The sequence below is a fragment of the Pseudomonas fluorescens genome (assembly GCF_902497775.2).
GTDB lineage: Bacteria > Pseudomonadota > Gammaproteobacteria > Pseudomonadales > Pseudomonadaceae > Aquipseudomonas > Aquipseudomonas putida_F.
In genome coordinates this window covers 5,541,002-5,560,755 of record NZ_OZ024668.1, presented here as the reverse complement: position 1 = coordinate 5,560,755, position 19,754 = coordinate 5,541,002, and the positions used below count along the sequence as shown (strand labels likewise).

Sequence of the window (19,754 nt, the reverse complement as noted above, 5' to 3'; positions counted from 1 at the left end):
GGCTTAGAGGTCGAAGTCGCCAGCGGCTTCTGGCTGGTACTCGACTTCGAGCAGTTTCAGCTTGAGGGTCTTGCCGCCCGGGGCAGGCCAGTCGATCTGCTCACCCACCGACAAGCCCAGCAGCGCGCTGCCGATCGGGGCGAGGATGGAAATCTTGCCTTCGTCAGCGTTGGCGTCTTTGGGGTAGACCAGGGTCAAGTGGTAGTCCTTGCCGCTGGCTTCTTCGCGGCAATGAACCCGGGAGTTCATGGTCACGACACCGGCCGGAACTTCCTCGTGACCGACCGTTTCGGCGCGGTCGAGCTCGTCCTGCAAGGCGAGCACACCCGGCGACTCCTGCGTCTTCTCATCGAGGCTGTCGATCAGACGCTCGAGACGCTGTACGTCCAATCGGGTGACGATAATGGAAGGCTTGGTGCTCATGATCCGGTCAGACTCCTTTTTCTGGGCGATACAAAGCAAAACCCCGCCCAAGGGCGGGGTTTGCAGGAATTCGGCACAGCCGAAGTACGTTCGACACTACCACAGCCAAGTAAATACACAATACCCGCAGGGTCTATGCCAACCCGGCCAGCTGTCGACGCGCCAGCGCCTCGCGGCAGATCTGCCGACGCTGCTCATCATCGGCCGCGCGCCACTGGCGAATGTCCTCGACATGACGCAAGCAACCGATACAGACCTTGTGCTCATCCAGCCGGCAGGTGCTGATGCACGGCGACGGCACTGCCGGGCTGACATTGCTGTAGAGCGGCTTGGCCGGCTTGGCTGCACTGCTCATCAGATGTCGTCGAAATCGAGCTTTTCACCCGCTCGCTCCCAGACGATGCGCTCGAGCATTTCGCCCAGCAGCTCTCCGCTCTTTTCGCAGGTCCACTTGCCGTTCTGCTCGTCGTAGTCGAAGTGGAAACCACCGGACCTGTCGGCCAGCCACAGTTGGCGCAGCGGCTCCTGACGGCTGAAGATCAGCTGGCTGCCGTTGTCGAACTTGATGGTCAGGACCCCTGCCGAGTTCTCCATGTCCAGATCCAGGTCAGTCTCGTCGAACAGGTCTTCCAGGGCCTGTTGGGTCGCGTCGACCAGGTCGTGAAAACGCGCTTCGGTCAAACTCATTGCAAGAACCTCAAAAATGTCTGCACACACGCAAGCCGGGCAAGATACGAGCGCGGCGCGCCGAATGCAAAGGATACCGACCTGCGCCCGCCGGCGCAGCCACCACCCCGCCCGACGGCGGGCTGCCTGCATAGGCAAGGGGCCGGGCGCTCGGTATACTCGGGCGCAATACTGCTTATTACAAAGGATTACGCCATGAAGCGCCTGATCTCCACCCTCGCGGCGCTCGTCGCGGTTGCCTGCCTCGTTTCCGCCTGCGGCCAGAAGGGCCCGCTGTACCTGCCAGACGAAAGCAAAGACGGTCAAAAGTCGCAATCGCACAAGCACCAGTAAGGGTAACCCATGGACGCTTTCAACTACCGCGACGGTGAGCTGTTCGCGGAAGGCGTGGCCCTGTCGGCCATCGCCGAACGTTTCGGCACGCCCACCTACGTCTACTCGCGCGCCCACATCGAGGCCCAGTACCGTAGCTACGCCGATGCCCTGGAGGGTGTTTCGCACCTGGTGTGCTTCGCCGTCAAGGCCAACTCCAACCTCGGCGTGCTGAACCTGTTGGCCCGCCTGGGCGCAGGTTTCGACATCGTTTCCGGCGGTGAGCTGGAGCGGGTCCTGGCCGCTGGCGGGCGTGCCGATCGGGTGGTGTTCTCCGGCGTCGGCAAGACCCGCGAAGACATGCGCCGTGCCCTGGAAGTCGGCGTGCACTGCTTCAACGTCGAATCCACCGACGAGCTTGAGCGCTTGCAGGTGGTGGCCGCCGAAATGGGCGTACGCGCGCCGGTTTCGCTGCGGGTCAACCCGGACGTCGACGCCGGCACCCACCCGTACATTTCCACGGGCCTGAAAGAAAACAAGTTTGGTATCGCCATCGCCGATGCCGAAGAGGTGTACATCCGCGCCGCACAACTGCCGAACCTGGAAGTGGTCGGCGTCGACTGCCATATCGGCTCGCAGCTGACCACCCTGGAACCCTTCCTCGATGCCCTCGACCGCCTGCTGGCGCTGATCGACCGCCTCGGCGACTGCGGCATCCTCCTGCGTCACCTGGACCTGGGTGGCGGTGTCGGCGTGCGCTATCGCGACGAAGAGCCACCGCTGGCCGGCGACTACATCAAGGCCATCCGCGAGCGCGTCGGTGACCGCGACCTGGCCCTGGTGTTCGAGCCCGGCCGCTACATCGTCGCCAACGCCGGCGTGCTGCTGACCCAGGTCGAGTACCTCAAGCACACCGAGCACAAGGACTTCGCCATCGTCGATGCGGCGATGAACGACCTGATCCGCCCGGCCCTGTACCAGGCCTGGATGAACGTCACCGCGGTGCAGCCGCGTGCCGGTGAAGGCCGTACCTACGACATCGTCGGGCCGATCTGCGAAACCGGTGACTTCCTCGCCAAAGAGCGCCAGCTGAACCTGGCCGAAGACGACTTGCTGGCGGTGCACTCGGCGGGCGCCTATGGTTTTGTCATGAGCTCGAACTACAACACCCGTGGTCGTTGTGCCGAGGTGCTGGTCGATGGCGACCAGGCCTTCGAAGTGCGTCGTCGCGAAACCGTGGCCGAGTTGTTCGCCGGCGAAAGCCTGCTGCCGGAGTAAACCCATGCTGCTGCGTTTTACCAAGATGCATGGGCTGGGCAACGACTTCATGGTCCTCGACCTGGTCAGCCAGCATGCGCACATTTTGCCCAAGCACGCCAAGCAATGGGGCGACCGCCACACCGGCATCGGCTTCGACCAGTTGCTGATCGTCGAGGCGCCGAGCAATCCGGAAGTGGATTTCCGCTACCGGATCTTCAACGCCGACGGCTCCGAGGTTGAACAGTGCGGCAACGGTGCGCGCTGCTTTGCGCGCTTCGTGCTGGACAAACGCCTGACCGCGAAAAAACGCATCCGCGTCGAAACCAAGGGCGGCATCATCGAGCTGGACGTGCGCAACGACGGGCAGATCAGCGTCGACATGGGCCCGCCGCGGCTGGTGCCGGCCGAGATCCCGTTCGAGGCGCCGGCCCAGGCCCTGAGCTACCCGCTTGAGGTCGGCGGGCGTACTGTGGAGCTTGCGGCCGTATCGATGGGCAACCCCCATGCGGTACTGCGGGTAACCGACATCAACGCCGCCCCGGTGCACGAACTGGGCCCGCAGATCGAACATCACCCGCGCTTCCCGCAGCGGGTCAATGTCGGTTTCATCCAGGTCATCGACCGTCACCGCGCGCAACTGCGGGTGTGGGAACGTGGCGCTGGCGAAACCCAGGCCTGCGGTACCGGTGCCTGCGCCGCTGCCGTGGCGGCGATCAGCCAGGGCTGGATGGATTCACCGCTGTTGATCGACCTGCCGGGTGGGCGCCTGTCCATCGAATGGGCAGGCCCGGGCCAACCGGTACTGATGACCGGCCCCGCCGTACGCGTGTTTGAAGGACAGGTTCGTCTATGAATGAGTGCCAGCCATGACCGATCAGCCCCAGGCTCCCGCCGACCAGCCCACCGACCTTGGCGCCGAGGGCTCGACGCCCAACCTCGGGGCTGAGGCCGTGGTTGCCTACCTGCGCGACAACCCGACGTTCTTTGCCGAACACGACGAACTGCTCAGCGAGCTGCACATCCCCCATCAGCGCGGCGATACCGTGTCGCTGGTCGAGCGCCAGCTCAAGCTGCTGCGCGACCGCAATATCGAAATGCGCCACCGCCTTTCGCAACTGATGGACGTGGCCCGTGACAACGACCGGCTGTTCGACAAAACCCGCCGGCTGATCCTCGACCTGCTCGATGCCGACAGCCTCGAAAGCGTGGTCATGGCCGTCGAAGACAGCCTGCGCCAGGAATTCAAGGTGCCCTTTGTCAGCCTGATTCTGTTCGGCGAAACCGCTGCACCGGTCGGCCGCTGGGTCAACAGCTCTGACGCCCAGCAAGCCATTGGCGGCCTGTTGTGCGCCGGCAAGACGGTCAGCGGCAACCTGCGTGATCACGAGCTGGACTTTCTGTTCGGCGAAGAGCAGCGCAAGGAAGTCGGCTCCAGCGCCGTCGCTACCCTCAATCATCAGGGCCTGCACGGCGTGCTGGCGATCGGTAGCCGCGATCCGCAGCATTACAAGAGCACCGTCGGCACCCTGTTCCTCAGCTACATTGCCGAAGTGCTGGGCCGGGTCGTCCCGCGCCATACCCAGACCCTGCGTCCGGTGCGCTAGTGGAACGCCAGCTGGAGGCCTTCTGCGCGCACTTGCGCAACGAGCGCCAGGTGTCCGAACACACCCAGTTGGCCTACCGACGCGACCTCGAGAGCGTCCTGGCGTTCTGCGCCAAGGGCAGTATCGACAGCTGGAACGCCCTGCAAATCCAGCACCTGCGCCAACTGATCGCCCGCCAGCATCATCAGGGCCAGTCTTCACGCAGCCTGGCGCGCCTGCTCTCGGCGGTGCGTGGCTTCTACCGCTACCTCAACCGCGAAGGCCACTGCAGCCACGACCCGGCCAACGGCCTGTCGGCGCCCAAGGGCGAGCGACGCCTGCCCAAGACCCTCGACACCGACCGCGCCCTGCAACTACTGGAAGGCGCGGTCGAAGATGAATTTCTCGCCCGCCGCGACCAGGCCATGCTTGAGCTGTTCTACTCCTCCGGCCTGCGCCTGTCCGAGCTGACCAGCCTCAACCTGGAGCAGCTCGACCTGCCTGGCGGACTGGTGCAGGTACACGGTAAAGGCAGCAAGACCCGTGTGCTGCCGGTTGGGCGCAAGGCTCGCGAAGCGCTGGAGCAGTGGCTGGCACTGCGCGCCGGCAGCGGCCCGCAGGACGGCGCTGTGTTCGTCAGCCAACAGGGCCGGCGCCTCGGCCCACGGGCCATCCAGCTGCGCGTGCAGGCCGCTGGCGCCCGTGAGCTGGGCCAGAACCTGCACCCGCACATGTTGCGACACTCCTTCGCCAGCCACCTGCTGGAATCGTCCCAGGACCTGCGCGCCGTGCAAGAGATGCTCGGCCATGCCGACATCGCCACCACGCAGATCTACACTCATCTGGACTTCCAGCACCTGGCCACCGTTTATGACAGCGCCCATCCCCGGGCCAAACGCAGTAAGGGCAGTGACTCATGAGCATCAAGCTGATCACCTTCGACCTCGACGACACCCTGTGGGACACCGCGCCGGTGATCGTCAGTGCCGAGGCCATCCTGCGCGACTGGCTGGCGGCCAATGCGCCAACCCTGGGCGCGGTACCGGTCGAGCACCTGTACGCCATCCGTGAGCGCCTGGTGCAGGCCGAGCCGGGGCTCAAGCACCGCATCAGCGCCTTGCGCCGGCGTGTGCTGTTCCATGCCCTGGAAGAGGTTGGCTACAGCGAGAACAAGGCCCGGGAGCTGGCCAACGAAGGCTTCGAGGTGTTCTTGCACGCCCGCCATCAGATCGACATCTTCCCCGAGGTGCAACCGGTGCTGGAGGTCCTGCGGCACAGCTACACCCTGGGCGTGGTCACCAACGGCAACGCCGATGTGCGCCGCCTGGGCCTGGCCGATTACTTCAAGTTCGCCCTGTGCGCCGAAGACTTAGGGATCGGCAAACCCGACCCGCAACCCTTTCTCGAGGCCCTGCGCCAGGGCGAGGTCGACGCCCACGCTGCCGTGCATATCGGCGATCACCCGGGCGATGACATTGCCGGGGCCCAGCGCGCCGGCCTGCGGGCGATCTGGTTCAACCCCCAGGGCAAGACCTGGGAAGCCGAGAACCGCCCAGATGCGCAGATCCAGCGGCTGTCGCAGCTGCCAGAACTGCTCAACAGCTGGCGCTGAACCGCACACACAAAAAAGCCCGCAGCGACGGCGGGCTTTTTTGCTGACGGGGCCACTCAGATAGGGCGGCTACCGTACTTGTTGTCCGGCTTCTTGGGCGGATCGGCGACCACGTTGGCCTCCACTTCCTGCACCTTGCCACCACGGGAGAGGAACTCTTCCATAGCCTTGGCCAGGGCATCACGCTCCTTCTGCTTGGCTTCCATACTCGGCATGTCATCTACCGAGACTGCCGCCGACTTCGACTTGCCTTTGGCTACGGGAGCCGGGCTGTCGTCGCCGCCGTCGTCAGCTACATCGTCAGCTGCCGCTTCGAGGCCTTCATCGCCTTCGTCTTCATCGCCTACTTCGAGGTCGTCAGTTTCCAGATCGTCGTCGCTCATGTTCTACCTCATGACTTGCGAAAAGCAGATTAGTTATAGACCAGCAACGTCGAAAATCGACAGCTGCCAGAAAAAATTCAAGGTCCGCGGACTGGCCGCAGGCCGTGGTTGCGCCACAACGAATGGCGAGAACCGGGCAAACCCCACGTCACGGGCGAGGTCTGTACAAATAAAGAGCGGGCGCGTTAACGCGCCGACATACCCTGGCCTGATCGACTCGCTTATTGGCAAGCCTAGCAAAGGGTATGGAAGTTTGCGGACAGCTCGTCAGCACCCTTCGGCGCGCATTCTAGCGTGCTCAGAGAAAAAGCAAAGTGCCTAAATTTCACTGAACGCTGTAAGTTTTCTACCCATGGCACACGCAGCCAGAAAAGCTCGCCTGGAAACCGTTTGCGCCATACCGAACGGACAAAATCCGGGCAAAAAAATGCCCGGCAAGCCGGGCAAGTTTTTTTCGAGGCAGTTACAGGTTGTAGCCACGCTCGTTGTGTTGCGCCAGGTCGAGACCGACCGACTCTTCTTCTTCGTTGACCCGCAGGCCCATGACCAGATCCAGCACCTTGAGAATCACGTAGGTGACGATCGCGGTGTAGATCACGGTAAAGCCGACGCCCTTGGCCTGAACCCAGACTTGAGCGCCGATGTCTTCTACGGTGCCGAAGCCGCCCAGGGCCGGGGCTGCGAACACGCCGGTGAGGATCGCACCGACGATACCGCCGATGCCGTGCACGCCAAAGGCATCCAGGGAGTCGTCGTAGCCGAGCTTGCGCTTGAGGCTGGTGGCGCAGAAGTAGCAGATCACGCCCGCCACCAGGCCGATCACCAGGGCGCCCATCGGCCCGACGGTGCCGGCAGCCGGGGTAATGGCCACAAGGCCGGCTACCACGCCTGAGGCGATGCCCAGTGCGCTGGGCTTACCATGGGTCAGCCATTCAGCGAACATCCAGCCCAGGGCCGCTGCGGCGGTAGCGATCTGGGTCACCAGCATGGCCATGCCGGCGGTGCCGTTGGCCGCAGCGGCAGAGCCTGCGTTGAAGCCGAACCAGCCGATCCACAGCATGGCTGCGCCCATCAGGGTGTAACCGAGGTTGTGCGGCGCCATCGGCGTGGTCGGGAAGCCTTTGCGCTTGCCCAGCACGAGGCAGGCAACCAGGCCGGCGATACCGGCGTTGATGTGCACCACGGTGCCACCGGCGAAGTCGAGCACGCCCCAGTCCCACATCAGGCCGCCGTTACCGCTCCAGACCATATGGGCGATAGGCGCGTAGACCAGGGTGAACCAGATGGCCATGAAGATCAGCATCGCCGAGAACTTCATGCGCTCGGCAAAGGCACCGACGATCAGCGCCGGGGTGATGATCGCGAAGGTCATCTGGAAGGTGATGAATACCGCTTCAGGGAACAGCGCCGCCGAAGAAGTCAGGCTCGCCGGGGTCACGCCGGCGAGAAACGCCTTGGACAGACCGCCAACGAAGGAATTGAAGTTGACTACGCCTTGCTCCATACCGGTGGTATCGAATGCCAGGCTATAGCCGTAAACCACCCACAGAACGCTGATCAGGCCGGTGATCGCAAAGCACTGCATCATCACCGACAGCACGTTCTTGGAACGCACCATGCCGCCGTAGAACAGGGCAAGACCTGGGATGGTCATGAACAGCACCAGGGCTGTGGCGGTCAACATCCAGGCGGTGTCGCCGGAGTTGAGCACGGGGGCTGCCTCCTCTGCCATGGCCAGGCCGGGCATTACGAGGGACAAAAGGGCTCCTAGCCCTGCGAACTGACGCAGAGTCATATTGTTATCTCCTGGGGCGTTGGGGTTTGGTGAGGCTTTTTTTAGATCGCGTCGGTATCGGTTTCGCCGGTACGGATGCGAATCGCCTGCTCCAGATTGACCACGAAAATCTTGCCGTCACCGATCTTGCCGGTGTTGGCCGCCTTGGTGATCGCCTCGATGACCCGGTCCAGATCCTTGTCGTCGATGGCGACGTCGATCTTCACCTTGGGCAGGAAATCGACCACATATTCAGCGCCGCGATACAGCTCGGTGTGACCTTTCTGCCGGCCGAAACCTTTGACTTCAGTGACAGTGATGCCCTGCACGCCGATTTCGGACAGCGACTCGCGCACGTCGTCCAACTTGAACGGCTTGATGATGGCAGTGACTAGCTTCATGAAACTCTCTCCCGAATTGGTGGACTTGCCCCAGGAAAACAAACCCGACTCAAGTCTAAGCGCAGTGCCTGGCTTTGTAACGCGTCGTCATGGTGACTGCATCAGTGCATGGGTCATGAAGGACATAGCAGAAACCTTGCCAGAATGGTTAAAGCCCCGGATTACAGGGACTTAGGTTGCACAGCCCGACTTGGCCAGTCGCCAGCACAGGTTTGCTGCACAACAACGGTGCGCGGCGTTTCGCCGCCATGCGCGAAAAGCGTGCAGCATTGGGGCACTAATACTGCGTGTTACACTGGCGCCCCATTGCATACTGTGGACAGCCGAACATGCTCGCGCCCAAAGCCTTTCTTGATGCCCTGAGCGACCAGGCCTCGCGCCTGTTCAGCGGCGACACCTCGCAGCCTCGCAGCGAAATCGAAAGCCAGTTCAAAGCCCTGCTGCAAAGCGGCTTCAGCAAACTCGAGCTGGTCAGCCGGGAAGAATTCGACAGCCAGATGGTCGTCCTGGCTCGCACCCGCGCCCGCCTTGAGGCGCTCGAAGCCAAAGTCGCGGAGATGGAAGCACGCTTGAACCCACCTGCTGCACAGTAAATCTGTGATGACGCCATCTGCTGTCAGCGAAGCCGGACTTGCCGCGGCGGATGCCTATGAAGTGGCCGACTACAAGCGGGTCGCGGAGCCCCAGGCCTCTGGTCTGCCGGCCTGGGTTTACGTGCGCGTCTGAGTTCATGACGTGGCTGGCTGCCCTTGCCAGCAAAGCGCTCGCAAAAACTCTTCTGTAAAAACCTGACTCACTCTTCCCCGCCCCGATCCGCTCCACCCCACTACGCTTGCAGAGCCGCAGGACGCGGCCTCGTCTAGATCATGGAGCGTTCATGTCCCTCGCCCTTGTCCACAGCCGTGCCCAGGTCGGTGTTTCGGCCCCGGCGGTCAGTGTTGAAGCGCATCTGGCCAATGGTCTGCCGGCGCTGACCCTGGTTGGCCTGCCGGAAGCGACCGTGAAAGAAAGCAAGGATCGGGTGCGCAGTGCGATCCTCAATTCCGGCCTGGAATTCCCCGCCCGGCGCATCACCCTCAACCTTGCTCCCGCGGATTTACCCAAGGACGGCGGACGCTTCGACCTGGCCATCGCCCTGGGGATTCTCGCCGCCAACGGCCAATTCCCGATTGCAGCGCTTGGCGAGGTGGAATGCCTGGGCGAACTGGCGCTGTCCGGGGCGATCCGCTCGGTGCAAGGCGTACTGCCCGCGGCCTTGGCTGCGCGGGAAGCCGGCCGGGCTTTGGTGGTACCTCAGGAGAATGCCGAGGAAGCTTGTCTGGCCTCAGGATTGGTAGTGTTTGCAGTGAGTCACTTGCTGGAACTGGTCGCCCACTTCAATGGCCAGACTCCGCTCAAGCCCTACGCTGCCAACGGCCTGTTGCTGCAGATTCGCCCCTACCCCGACCTCAACGAAGTGCAGGGGCAGCAAGCCGCCAAACGCGCACTGCTGGTCGCCGCCGCAGGCGCACACAACCTGCTGTTCAGCGGCCCTCCGGGCACCGGCAAAACCCTGCTTGCCAGCCGCTTGCCCGGCCTGCTGCCGCCGCTGGATGAACGCGAGGCGCTGGAAGTGGCGGCGATCCAGTCGGTGGCCAGCCACGTGCCGCTGAGCAGCTGGCCACAGCGGCCGTTTCGTCATCCGCATCACTCTGCATCAGGGGCCGCGCTGGTCGGCGGTGGCAGCCGACCACAACCCGGGGAAATAACCCTGGCTCATCATGGCGTACTGTTCCTTGATGAACTGCCGGAGTTCGAGCGGCGCGTACTGGAAGTGCTGCGCGAACCGCTGGAATCCGGTGAAATCGTCATTGCCCGGGCCAAGGACAAAATCCGCTTCCCGGCCCGTTTCCAGCTGGTCGCCGCCATGAACCCCTGCCCCTGTGGATATCTCGGCGACCCCACCGGACGCTGTCGCTGCAGCAGCGAACAGATCCAGCGCTACCGCAACAAACTTTCCGGCCCTCTGCTCGACCGCATAGACCTGCACCTGACCGTCGCCCGCGAAGCCACGGCGCTCTCCACCAACAGCAGCCACGGAGAAAGCAGCGCCACCATCGCCGCACAAGTCGCCGCCGCCCGCAACATCCAGCAACAGCGCCAGGGCTGTGCCAACGCCTTCCTCGACCTGCCCGGTCTGCGCCAGTATTGCGGGTTATCCACAGCCGACCAGAACTGGCTGGAAAGCGCCTGCGAACGCCTGACTCTGTCCTTGCGCGCAGCCCATCGCCTGCTCAAGGTGGCGCGCACCTTGGCCGATCTGGAACAGGCCGAGAATATCGGCCGCGGGCACCTGGCTGAAGCGCTGCACTATCGCCCGAGCAACCAGTAGTAATTGCCCGCATTCTGCTCTTAACTTGGCAACAGCCCACCGCACCGAGACCGGTATGTTCGCATTCGTCCAGAGTTACCCGCTGTTGCTCGGCATCACCCTGATCGTGCTCGACCTCACGCTCTGGCAGCTCATACCTGCCAACCGCCGCCCATGGCGTATTGGCGCACGGATGCTAGTGTTCTCGCTGTTCACCTGGGTGCTGATCAGCGCCGGGGTCAGCCCGCTACAACCTGCGCCCTGGGTCGAGGATGTACCGCGCAACTTGCTCGCTACGGTGCTTGGGATTGCCTGGTGGCTGTTTGCGGCGCGTACCGCGACGGTGGTGATTGGCTTGGTGCTGGTGGCCCGTAGCGGTCACACCGGGCGCTTGCTGCAGGATGTACTGGGGGCGGTGATCTTCCTGGTGGCCATTGTGGCCGCAGCGGCCTATGTGCTGCAGCTGCCGGTCAAGGGCCTGCTGGCAACCTCCGGGGTAATGGCGATCGTCATCGGCCTGGCGCTGCAGAGCACACTCAGCGATGTGTTCTCCGGCATTGTGCTGAACACCACCCGCCCCTATCAGATCGGCGACTCGATCAGCATCGACGGCACCGAAGGCAAGGTCATCGAGATCGACTGGCGCGCCACCCGCCTGCTCACCGGCAACGGCAGCATGGCGGTGATTCCCAACTCGGTGGCGGCCAAGGCCAAGCTGCTCAATTTCAGCCAGCCCAGCGATGTGCACGGCGTCGCCATCGCTGTCGTGGTGCCGGCCAAGGTGCGCCCGCGACGGGTGCTCGATGCGCTGGAAAAAACCCTGCAGGGCACGCGTACCTTGCTGACTACACCGGCGCCGAAAGCGACGATCAAAAGCTCTAGCCTGGAGTCGGTGGAATACGAGGCCAGCGGTTTTGTCAGTGCCATGAGCCAGAAGACCGAGGTGCGCAACCATATGTTCGACCTCGCCCACCGCCACCTGGAAGCAGCCGGTGTGGTGTGGAACAGCGAGACCCAGCCAGGCCAGATGTGGAACCGTCAGCGCGCCCTGATCGAAGACGTGCGGATCTTCCGTTCGCTCAGCAACGAGGAGAAGGACAACCTCAGCCAGCGCATGACCGCCGTGGAATACCTGGCCGACCAGGTGATCCTCGGCGTCGGCGACAGTTCGGACTATCTGCTGGTGATTGGCACCGGGGTGGTGTCGGTCAGCATTCGGGATGGCGACAAGCAGCTCGAAGCCGGGCGTATGGGCCCGGGTGAGGTGCTGGGGGTAGAAGGCTTGCTCGAAGCGGATGATTCGACTGCCGAGTTCCGCACCTTGACCAGCTGCATCCTCTACCGCATCGACAAGGACGAAGTACGCAGTTGCCTGGAGCAACGCACAGAGGTCAAGACCGCGCTGATCAAGCTGCAACGCATCCGCCTGCAAACCCGCCAGTCACTGCTGGAGCAAAAGCCCGCAGCCATCAAGAAAGGCGGCTTTCTCAGCTGGCTGCACAAGTAGCCGTCAGAGCACCACGCGCAAGCACTGCCCGGCGTGATACAGCGAGAACCCGGTTTCGTAGAAGCCGGTACGCAGCGCCGGCGCCGACACCGGCTTCATCGCCGAGAACGGGATCGGCAGGGCATCCGGGTTATCGCACAGCAGATACTGGGCGAAGGCTTTGCCGATTACCGTGCCGGTGGTGTTGCCGCGACCGTTGTAGCCGGTGACGGCGACGATGCCCGGCGCAGGTTCAAACAGACGCATCAGGTGGTCCGGGGTGAAGTCGATGCAGCCGGTCCAGTGCATTTCCCACTCGACCTTGCCCAGTTGCGGGAAGTAGTGGTTCTGGATGCGGTCGGCCCAACTGCGGATGAACCAGGCCGGCTTGTTGTCGACCCGCCCGAGGCTGCCGAGCAACAGACGCCCTTCGTCATCGCGACGAATGCTGCTGAGCACCGTGCGCGTATCCCACGAACCCTGACCGTGCTTGAGCACGTTGTCGGCAGCGGCGCCTTGCAGGGGCACTGAAGCGACCTGATAGTAGTAACCACGGAAGAACTGGCGTTGCAGGTTGGTCCAGTCGCCCTCGGTGTAGGCGCCGGTGGAGATCACCACCTTGTCGGCGCTGACCGAACCCTGGGCGGTTTTCACCCGCCAGCTGCTGCCCTCACGCTCCAGGCCTTGCACAGCGGACTGCTGGAAAATCTGCCCGCCCAGGCGCTCGACCGCAGCAGCCAGGCCCTGTGTATAACCCATGGGATTGATGGTGCCAGCGCGGCGATCGAGCAACGCGGCGGAAATCTTGTTGGTACCGCAATATTCTTCGCACTTTGCCCCGGTCAGCAGCTCGACATCGGCGCCGCGCCGGCTCCATTGCTGGTGACGGGCTTCGAGATCGGCGACGCCAGTGGCGTTGTGGGCCATGTGCAGGGTGCCGGTGTTGTGCGCCTGGCAGTCGATACCCAGGCGCTCGATGGTGGCGAAGACCTCGCCCGGCGCCTCGCCCAGCACCTTGTTCAGGCGGCTGCCTTGCTTCTGGCCCAGGGTCGCTTCGACGTCATCCGGGCGAATCCAGGTGCCAGCGTTGACCAGGCCAACGTTGCGCCCGGAGCCACCGTGGCCGATTTTCCAGGCTTCGAGCAGGATCACCGTCTTGCCCTGTTCGAGCAGGTGGATGGCTGCCGACAAGCCAGTGATGCCGCCGCCGATGATGCACACATCGGCCTTGAGCTCGGCGCTCAGCACACGGGATGACGCGGCGGGCTGGGTGACGTGCTCCCAGAGGCATTGTTGACGCAGTTCTGGCATGGCCGGCTTCCTGTTTTATTCTTGTGCGGTGGTGTTCTTATCGCGGGCAAGCCCGCTCCTACACCGATTGGTGTAGGAGCGGGCTTGCCCCGCGATAGGGCCCGTCAATCGAACACAATCCCCTGCGCCAACGGCAGCTCGCGGGAATAGTTCACGGTATTGGTCTGCCGACGCATGTAGGCCTTCCACGAATCCGAGCCCGACTCACGGCCACCGCCGGTTTCCTTCTCACCGCCAAACGCCCCGCCAATCTCCGCACCGCTGGTGCCGATGTTGACGTTGGCAATCCCGCAGTCACTGCCCGCCGCGCTCTGGAAGCGCTCGGCTTCGCGCAGGTCGGTGGTGAAGATGCACGAGGACAAGCCTTGCGGGACTTCGTTGTTCAGGCGCAGGGCTTCTTCAAATTCGTCGTAGGCCAGCACGTACAGAATCGGTGCGAAGGTTTCATGACGAACCACGGCGCTCTGGCCTGGCATCTCGACGATGGCCGGGGCCACGTAGTAGGCATTCGGGTACTGGTCCTGGATCTGCCGCTCGCCGCCAAACACCTGACCGCCTTCATCACGGGCGCGCGCCAGGGCATCCTGCATGCCTTCGAACGAAGCCTTGTCGATCAGCGGGCCAACCAGGTTGTCTTTACGTGGATCACCAATACGCACTTTGGCGTACGCGGCTTTGACCCGGGCAACCACTTCGTCCTTGATCGAACGATGAACAATCAGCCGGCGCAAGGTAGTACAGCGCTGGCCAGCGGTGCCGACGGCGCTGAACAAGATGCCGCGCACGGCCAGATCCAGGTCGGCACTAGGCGCAAGAATCATCGCGTTGTTGCCACCCAGCTCCAGGATGCTGCGACCGAAACGTGCGGCCACACGCGGGCCGACTTCACGGCCCATGCGGGTGCTGCCGGTAGCGCTGACCAGCGGCACGCGCGGGTCGTCGACCAGAGCTTGGCCGGCGTCACGATCACCGATGATCAGTTGGCTCAGGCCTTCTGGCGCATCACCAAAGGCCTTCAGGGCTTTTTCGAACAGGGCCTGGCAGGCCAACGCGGTCAGCGGGGTCTTCTCCGACGGCTTCCACACCACGGCGTTACCGCAGACCAGCGCCAGGGTGGTGTTCCAGGCCCAGACCGCAACGGGGAAGTTGAACGCGCTGATGACACCGACCACACCCAGCGGGTGCCAGGTTTCACGCATGTGGTGGCCCGGGCGCTCGGAGGCGATGGTCAGGCCATACAGCTGACGCGACAGGCCGACCGCGAAGTCGCAGATGTCGATCATTTCCTGCACTTCGCCCTGGCCTTCCTGGGTGATCTTGCCGGCTTCGATCGATACCAGCTCGCCGAGCTCGGCCTTGTATTTACGCAGTACTTCGCCGAACAGGCGGATCAACTCACCGCGGCGCGGGGCCGGGACGTTGCGCCAGGCCTGGAAAGCTTTTTCGGCCTGATCGATCTTGGCAGTCACCTGGGCTTTGCTTTCCAGGTGCACCGAGGCAATCGCGCTGCCATCGATAGGGGTGTGAACGGGATGGTTGCCGTGGGTGTAGGCAGTGGCCGGGACACCGAGGCGGTCAAGCAGTCCATCAACCATTTTCTTCTCCTGCATGCGATGAGTGGTTGAAATAGTGATAGGGATCAGTATTAATCCGATCACTCTGGCGCAACAAACGACCTTTATTCTGCATATCATTCCGCCAGGTAATGATCTACTGGCTTAGAGACCGCTATGTCCAAACGTCTGGTGCCATCGATGGCCGCCCTGCAGTGTTTCGAAGCTGCCGCCCGGCACCTGAGCTTCACCCGCGCCGCCGAAGAGCTGCACCTGACCCAGAGCGCAGTCAGCAAGCAGGTGGCCCAGCTTGAAGAGATGCTGCGCCATCACCTGTTCCTGCGCATCCGTCGACGCCTGCAGCTGACCCCAGCTGGCGCGCTGTACCTGGCCGAGGTCAACAAGATTCTCACCCAGGTCGATATGTCCAGCCGCTACATCATGTCCTACGGCGAACAGACCGAAGTACTCAAGGTAGCCACTCAGCCGAGCTTTGGCGTGCGCTGGCTGATTCCGCACCTCAAGGGCTTCGGCAAGCAGCACCCGAACATCCACCTGGACATCCGCAACGAAATGGAACCCTTCGCCCTGTTGCAGGCGACCGCCGACGTGGTGTTCTTCTTTGGCCAGGGCACCTGGCCAGGCGCGACCTGCATCGAGCTGTTTGGTGAGGAAGTGCTGCCGGTGTGCGCGCCAGAGCTGTTGCAAGGGCGCACCCTCAAGGACGCCAGTGAACTCGCCGAGTTGGTGCTGCTGCAAAGCACCTCGCGCCCGGAGGCCTGGCATGAGTGGTTCCTGGAGCAAGGCCTGCACTCGGCCCATAGCTATCACGGGCCACGCTTCGACACCTTCTATATGAGCCTCAGTGCTGCCCAGTCCGGCTGCGGCGTGGCCCTGGTACCGCGTTACCTGGTGGCCCAGGAACTGGCCGAAGGCAAACTGGTCGTGCCCTGGCAGCACAGCATGCGCAGCAATGGTGCGCATTTTCTGGCGTTTTCCGAGCATGCCGCCGAGGTGCCGAAGGTGCGTGCGCTGGTCGACTGGATTCGTGCCGAGCTGGCCGGGCAAGATTGATAATTTTTGGAATGACGCATCGACTTTTTTTCGCTTGTGCAGGTACTGCATTCCTCGCTTTCATGTAAGGGTGCCCACTTACCAGGAAGCTTTCGATGCCCGCTCAAGATTTCGTCAGCCCGGACAGCATTCGCGCGCAGTTCTCGGCCGCCATGTCGCTCATGTACAAGCAAGAAGTGCCGCTGTACGGCACGCTGCTGTCGCTGGTGAGCGAAATCAATCAGCAAGTGATGGTCGAGCAACCCGAAGTTGCCCAGGCCTTGCGCTGGACCGGCGAGATCGAGCGCCTCGACCAGGAACGCCACGGCGCCATTCGTGTCGGCACTGCCGAAGAGCTGGCGACCATCGGCCGCCTGTTCGCGGTAATGGGCATGCAGCCGGTGGGCTATTACGACTTGAGCTCAGCCGGCGTGCCGGTGCATTCCACCGCCTTTCGCGCCGTTCACGAGCAATCGCTGCACATCAGCCCGTTCCGGGTCTTCACCTCCTTGCTGCGCCTGGAACTGATCGACAACCCGGCGCTGCGTGAACTGTCGCGCGAGATTCTTGCCCGGCGGCAGATTTTCACCCCGCGCGCCCTGCAGTTGATCGAGCAATTTGAGCGTGATGGCGGCCTGAATGCCGACGATGCCCAAGCGTTCGTCGACGAAGCCCTGCATACCTTCCGTTGGCACCGAGATGCCACGGTGACCGCCGAGCAGTACCAGCAATTGCACGACCAGCACCGCCTGATTGCCGATGTGGTGGCCTTCAAAGGCCCGCACATCAATCACCTGACCCCACGCACTCTGGACATCGATGCCATCCAGCTGGGCATGCCGGCCAAAGGCATTCCGCCCAAAGCCGTTATCGAAGGGCCGCCACCGCGCCGCTGCCCGATACTGCTGCGTCAGACCAGCTTCAAGGCGCTGCAGGAAAAGGTCGCGTTCACTGATCAGCTCGGGGAAGGCAGCGGCAGCCATACCGCGCGCTTTGGCGAGATCGAACAACGGGGTGCGGCGCTGACGCCGAAGGGCCGCGAGCTTTACGACCGACTGCTCGATGGCGCCCGCGCGGCGCTAGGTGGTGTGCCGGCCGAGGCCAATGCCGAGCGCTACATGAGCCTGCTCAGCGACAGCTTCAAGGCCTTCCCCGATGACCTGGCGCAGATGCGCGAGCAGGCGCTGGCGTACTTCCGCTACTTTGCCACCGAGCGTGGCCTGGCAGCCCGCGGCGATGCTCAGCAGCCGACTACACTGCAGGCTTTGATCGACGCCGGGCATATCCACTTTGAGGCCCTGGTGTACGAGGACTTTCTGCCGGTAAGTGCGGCGGGAATCTTCCAGTCGAACCTGGGTGATGATGCGCAGAGCGAGTACGGCAGCAACGCCAACCGCGACGCCTTCGAACAGGCGCTGGGCAAGCCGGTGCAGGATGAGTTGGCGTTGTATGCCGAGAGTGAGCGGCGGTCGCTGATGGCCTGTGCGCAGGCGCTGGATATGCCTGGGCTTTGAAGCCCTCATCGCGGGTCAAACCCCGCTCCTACAAAGGTCTGTGGGAGCGGGCTTGACCCGCGATGGCGTCACCGCCCAACCCGAAATCGATCCACTTCCTGCCGCAACTGCCCCGCCAACCCCTCAAGCTCACGCGCAGTAGCCGCCAGGTTAGTCGCCACCTCATGCTGCTCGCTGTTGGCCAGGGCAATGCTTTGCAGGTTGCGGCTAAGCACATTCGCCGTGCTGCTCTGCTCCTGGGTTGCCGTGGTAATGGCGGCAAACTGTTCCCCCGCCGAGCGGCTGCGCTCATCAATCTGCGCCAGCGCCGCAGCAACCTTGGCATTGCGCTCCAGGCCTTCCTGCATCAGGCGATTGCCCTGCTCCATGGTGCTGATGGCGTTGCCGGCTTCCTGCTGGATGCTGCCAATCATGGTCGAGATTTCATCGGTAGCCTGACGGGTACGCGAGGCCAGGTTACGCACCTCATCGGCAACCACGGCAAAGCCCCGCCCCTGTTCCCCGGCTCGCGCCGCTTCAATGGCAGCGTTCAAGGCCAGCAGGTTGGTCTGCTCGGCAATCGAGGTGATCACGCCGACGATACCGCCAATTTCCTGGGAGCGCAGACCGAGGGTGTCGATCACTTCAGCGGTGCCGGCCAGGGCACTGGCAATCTGCTCCAGGGACGACGACGCCTGGTCCATCGCGTCGCGGCCAATGCGGGTTTGCTGGACGTTGTCCTGAGCCATGCGCTCGGTGCTGCCCATGTTGTCGGCGATGTTCATCGAGGTGGCGCTGAACTGCTCGACGGCACCGGCCATGCTGGTGATTTCGCCTGACTGCTGCTGCATCCCCTCACAGGCCCCGGAGGACATCCCTGACAATGCCTGAGCGCGGCTGCTGACCTGCTCTGCCGCTGCGCGAATGTGCTCGACCATGCTCGCCAGGGCTTCGCCCATCTGGTTGAAGCTGTGCGCCAGCTGGCCGATCTCGTCATCGCTCGATACCCGCAAGCGTGCCTGCAGGTCACCGGCGCCAAGGGCCTGCGCCTGCTGCAAGAGATCGCCCAAGGGACGCAGACGGCGGCGCAACAGCCACAGGGTGGCGGCGACCGCCAGCAACATCGCCAGCAAGCTGCCGATGGCCAAACGGGTGCCGACGCTCCAGGTCACCGCGCGGATTTCCGCCTTCGGCATGCTCGCCACTACTGTCCAGGGCCCGCCGGCAAACGGCACGCTGACGCTGAACAGCTCTTCGACGCCGTCATTCCAGAAGCGCCCTTCGCCCGCGGTAAACCCGGCAAGCGCCTGCGCTGCCTGGCTGTCCGCGCGCACACCTGCCGGTGGCACCAGCCAGCGCTGCTTGTCGTCGAGCACGGCCAGTGAGCCAGTCTGGCCGATGCGAAAGCGCCCGAGGTTGGCGAACTGGGCCTTTTGCGCATCGGTGTAGTCGAAGCCGACGAACAGCACTGCAATCACCCGTCCGCTGCCGTCACGCACCGGGGTGTACTGGGTCATGTAGTCGCGTTCGAACAGGTTGGCCCGGCCGACATAGGCTTGACCGGCGAGCAAGCGGGCGTAGGCCGGGTGCTGGCGGTCGAGCAGCGTGCCGATGGCGCGGCTACCGTCCTGTTTGGTCAGCGAGGTGCTGATACGGATGAAATCGTCGCCGCGGCGTACGAACAAGGTGGCGACGCCCGCGGTCATCTGGCGGAAATCATCCACCTGGCGAAAGTCGTTGTTGAGCAACTGATCGCCCAGATACAACGCGGGTGTGGAAACCCCGGCAACCGTCACCGACTCGCCTGGATACAGCTGCAATCCGGCGGCGAAGCGCTTCTCGAACAGGCCACTCAGGCGCTGAGTGCTTTCGCGCAAGGTGCTGTGAAAGGTGTCGAGCTGATCGGCGAGCAGTCGCGCTTCGCTGGCCAGGTGTTCCTGGCGGGTAATCAGGTTGGCGTTGTCCAGCGAGCGCAGGGCAAACAGGGTGCTACCGGTAATCACCACAGCCAGCACGATGGCGAGGGCGATACCGAGTTGCGAGGCAATCCGGGCACGGGGTTGAGACATGGAA

Annotated in this window: 20 protein-coding genes and 1 pseudogene; 12 read left to right on the top strand and 9 right to left on the bottom strand. The window is 63.3% G+C overall.

What is annotated here, in order from left to right; translation table 11 throughout:
* Window positions 1-3: 3 nt before the first annotated feature.
* The 3 genes from rnk to cyaY all read right to left on the bottom strand — a co-directional run bounded on the left by rnk (window position 4) and on the right by cyaY (window position 1,110).
* Window positions 4-423, bottom strand: a complete 420-nt coding sequence (rnk, locus tag F8N82_RS25610; RefSeq protein WP_038998081.1) for a nucleoside diphosphate kinase regulator — start codon at window positions 421-423, stop codon at window positions 4-6.
* A 133-nt stretch (window positions 424-556) separates the two neighbouring features.
* Entirely contained in the window at window positions 557-778 is a 222-nt protein-coding gene (locus F8N82_RS25605; RefSeq protein WP_038998080.1) for a DUF1289 domain-containing protein, read from the bottom strand.
* The gene (gene cyaY, locus F8N82_RS25600; RefSeq protein WP_038998079.1) at window positions 778-1,110 is read right to left on the bottom strand and encodes an iron donor protein CyaY; all 333 of its coding nucleotides are present in this window, start codon (window positions 1,108-1,110) and stop codon (window positions 778-780) included. The genes F8N82_RS25605 and cyaY overlap by 1 nt, the downstream gene beginning before the upstream one ends.
* A gap of 195 nt (window positions 1,111-1,305) precedes the next feature.
* Here cyaY and lptM point away from each other — a divergent pair, with 195 nt between their 5' ends.
* Genes lptM through F8N82_RS25570 form a run of 6 tightly spaced genes read left to right on the top strand, consistent with a single transcriptional unit; the run spans window position 1,306 to window position 5,877 of the window.
* Window positions 1,306-1,443, top strand: a complete 138-nt coding sequence (lptM, locus tag F8N82_RS25595) for an LPS translocon maturation chaperone LptM (protein WP_038998077.1) — start codon at window positions 1,306-1,308, stop codon at window positions 1,441-1,443.
* A gap of 9 nt (window positions 1,444-1,452) precedes the next feature.
* Window positions 1,453-2,700, top strand: coding sequence for a diaminopimelate decarboxylase (gene lysA, locus F8N82_RS25590; protein WP_038998075.1), 1,248 nt, complete (start codon window positions 1,453-1,455; stop codon window positions 2,698-2,700).
* Between the two features lie 4 nt (window positions 2,701-2,704).
* Window positions 2,705-3,535, top strand: a complete 831-nt coding sequence (dapF, locus tag F8N82_RS25585) for a diaminopimelate epimerase (RefSeq protein ID WP_038998073.1) — start codon at window positions 2,705-2,707, stop codon at window positions 3,533-3,535.
* A 13-nt stretch (window positions 3,536-3,548) separates the two neighbouring features.
* The gene (locus tag F8N82_RS25580) at window positions 3,549-4,286 is read left to right on the top strand and encodes a DUF484 family protein (protein WP_038998072.1); all 738 of its coding nucleotides are present in this window, start codon (window positions 3,549-3,551) and stop codon (window positions 4,284-4,286) included.
* Window positions 4,286-5,185 carry a tyrosine recombinase XerC gene (xerC, locus tag F8N82_RS25575; protein ID WP_038998071.1) on the top strand — a complete coding sequence of 300 codons (900 nt, stop codon included), beginning with the start codon at window positions 4,286-4,288 and terminating at the stop codon, window positions 5,183-5,185. The genes F8N82_RS25580 and xerC overlap by 1 nt, the downstream gene beginning before the upstream one ends.
* Entirely contained in the window at window positions 5,182-5,877 is a 696-nt protein-coding gene (locus F8N82_RS25570; protein ID WP_038998070.1) for an HAD family hydrolase, read from the top strand. Before xerC ends, F8N82_RS25570 begins: the two co-directional genes overlap by 4 nt.
* Before the next feature lie 56 nt (window positions 5,878-5,933).
* On the opposite strand, the gene sutA is transcribed toward F8N82_RS25570, so the two are convergent.
* The 3 genes from sutA to glnK all read right to left on the bottom strand — a co-directional run bounded on the left by sutA (window position 5,934) and on the right by glnK (window position 8,435).
* The gene (sutA, locus tag F8N82_RS25565; protein WP_038998069.1) at window positions 5,934-6,260 is read right to left on the bottom strand and encodes a transcriptional regulator SutA; all 327 of its coding nucleotides are present in this window, start codon (window positions 6,258-6,260) and stop codon (window positions 5,934-5,936) included.
* Window positions 6,261-6,723: 463 nt separating this feature from the next.
* Window positions 6,724-8,055, bottom strand: a complete 1,332-nt coding sequence (locus F8N82_RS25560) for an ammonium transporter (protein ID WP_038998068.1) — start codon at window positions 8,053-8,055, stop codon at window positions 6,724-6,726.
* A gap of 41 nt (window positions 8,056-8,096) precedes the next feature.
* On the bottom strand, window positions 8,097-8,435 hold the full coding sequence (glnK, locus tag F8N82_RS25555) for a P-II family nitrogen regulator (protein ID WP_002555808.1): 339 nt from the start codon (window positions 8,433-8,435) through the stop codon (window positions 8,097-8,099).
* A gap of 329 nt (window positions 8,436-8,764) precedes the next feature.
* Between glnK and F8N82_RS25550 the strand changes: the two genes are divergently transcribed.
* The 4 genes and pseudogenes from F8N82_RS25550 to F8N82_RS25535 all read left to right on the top strand — a co-directional run bounded on the left by F8N82_RS25550 (window position 8,765) and on the right by F8N82_RS25535 (window position 12,292).
* Entirely contained in the window at window positions 8,765-9,028 is a 264-nt protein-coding gene (locus F8N82_RS25550; protein WP_038998067.1) for an accessory factor UbiK family protein, read from the top strand.
* Between the two features lie 22 nt (window positions 9,029-9,050).
* Window positions 9,051-9,161 (top strand): annotated as a pseudogene (locus F8N82_RS25545) (gamma-glutamylcyclotransferase); the annotation flags it as partial.
* A 151-nt stretch (window positions 9,162-9,312) separates the two neighbouring features.
* The gene (locus F8N82_RS25540) at window positions 9,313-10,806 is read left to right on the top strand and encodes a YifB family Mg chelatase-like AAA ATPase (protein WP_038998066.1); all 1,494 of its coding nucleotides are present in this window, start codon (window positions 9,313-9,315) and stop codon (window positions 10,804-10,806) included.
* Between the two features lie 55 nt (window positions 10,807-10,861).
* Window positions 10,862-12,292, top strand: coding sequence for a mechanosensitive ion channel family protein (locus F8N82_RS25535; protein ID WP_038998065.1), 1,431 nt, complete (start codon window positions 10,862-10,864; stop codon window positions 12,290-12,292).
* 3 nt (window positions 12,293-12,295) lie between these two features.
* Here F8N82_RS25535 and F8N82_RS25530 read toward each other — a convergent pair whose 3' ends face one another.
* Window positions 12,296-13,582 carry an L-pipecolate oxidase gene (locus F8N82_RS25530; protein ID WP_038998064.1) on the bottom strand — a complete coding sequence of 429 codons (1,287 nt, stop codon included), beginning with the start codon at window positions 13,580-13,582 and terminating at the stop codon, window positions 12,296-12,298.
* 104 nt (window positions 13,583-13,686) lie between these two features.
* A complete protein-coding gene (locus F8N82_RS25525) occupies window positions 13,687-15,177 on the bottom strand; it encodes an L-piperidine-6-carboxylate dehydrogenase (protein ID WP_095162537.1) in 1,491 nt (496 codons plus the stop codon).
* 135 nt (window positions 15,178-15,312) lie between these two features.
* On the opposite strand from F8N82_RS25525, the gene F8N82_RS25520 reads away from it, so the two are divergent.
* Together F8N82_RS25520 and hglS are read left to right on the top strand one after the other, a co-directional pair.
* Entirely contained in the window at window positions 15,313-16,209 is an 897-nt protein-coding gene (locus F8N82_RS25520) for a LysR family transcriptional regulator (RefSeq protein WP_038998061.1), read from the top strand.
* A gap of 95 nt (window positions 16,210-16,304) precedes the next feature.
* Entirely contained in the window at window positions 16,305-17,702 is a 1,398-nt protein-coding gene (gene hglS / locus F8N82_RS25515) for a 2-oxoadipate dioxygenase/decarboxylase HglS (RefSeq protein ID WP_038998060.1), read from the top strand.
* Between the two features lie 68 nt (window positions 17,703-17,770).
* Here the strand turns inward: hglS and F8N82_RS25510 are convergent, their stop codons facing one another.
* Window positions 17,771-19,750 (bottom strand): methyl-accepting chemotaxis protein, encoded by a 1,980-nt coding sequence (locus F8N82_RS25510; RefSeq protein WP_038998059.1) that lies wholly within the window; start codon window positions 19,748-19,750, stop codon window positions 17,771-17,773.
* Window positions 19,751-19,754 lie beyond the last annotated feature (4 nt).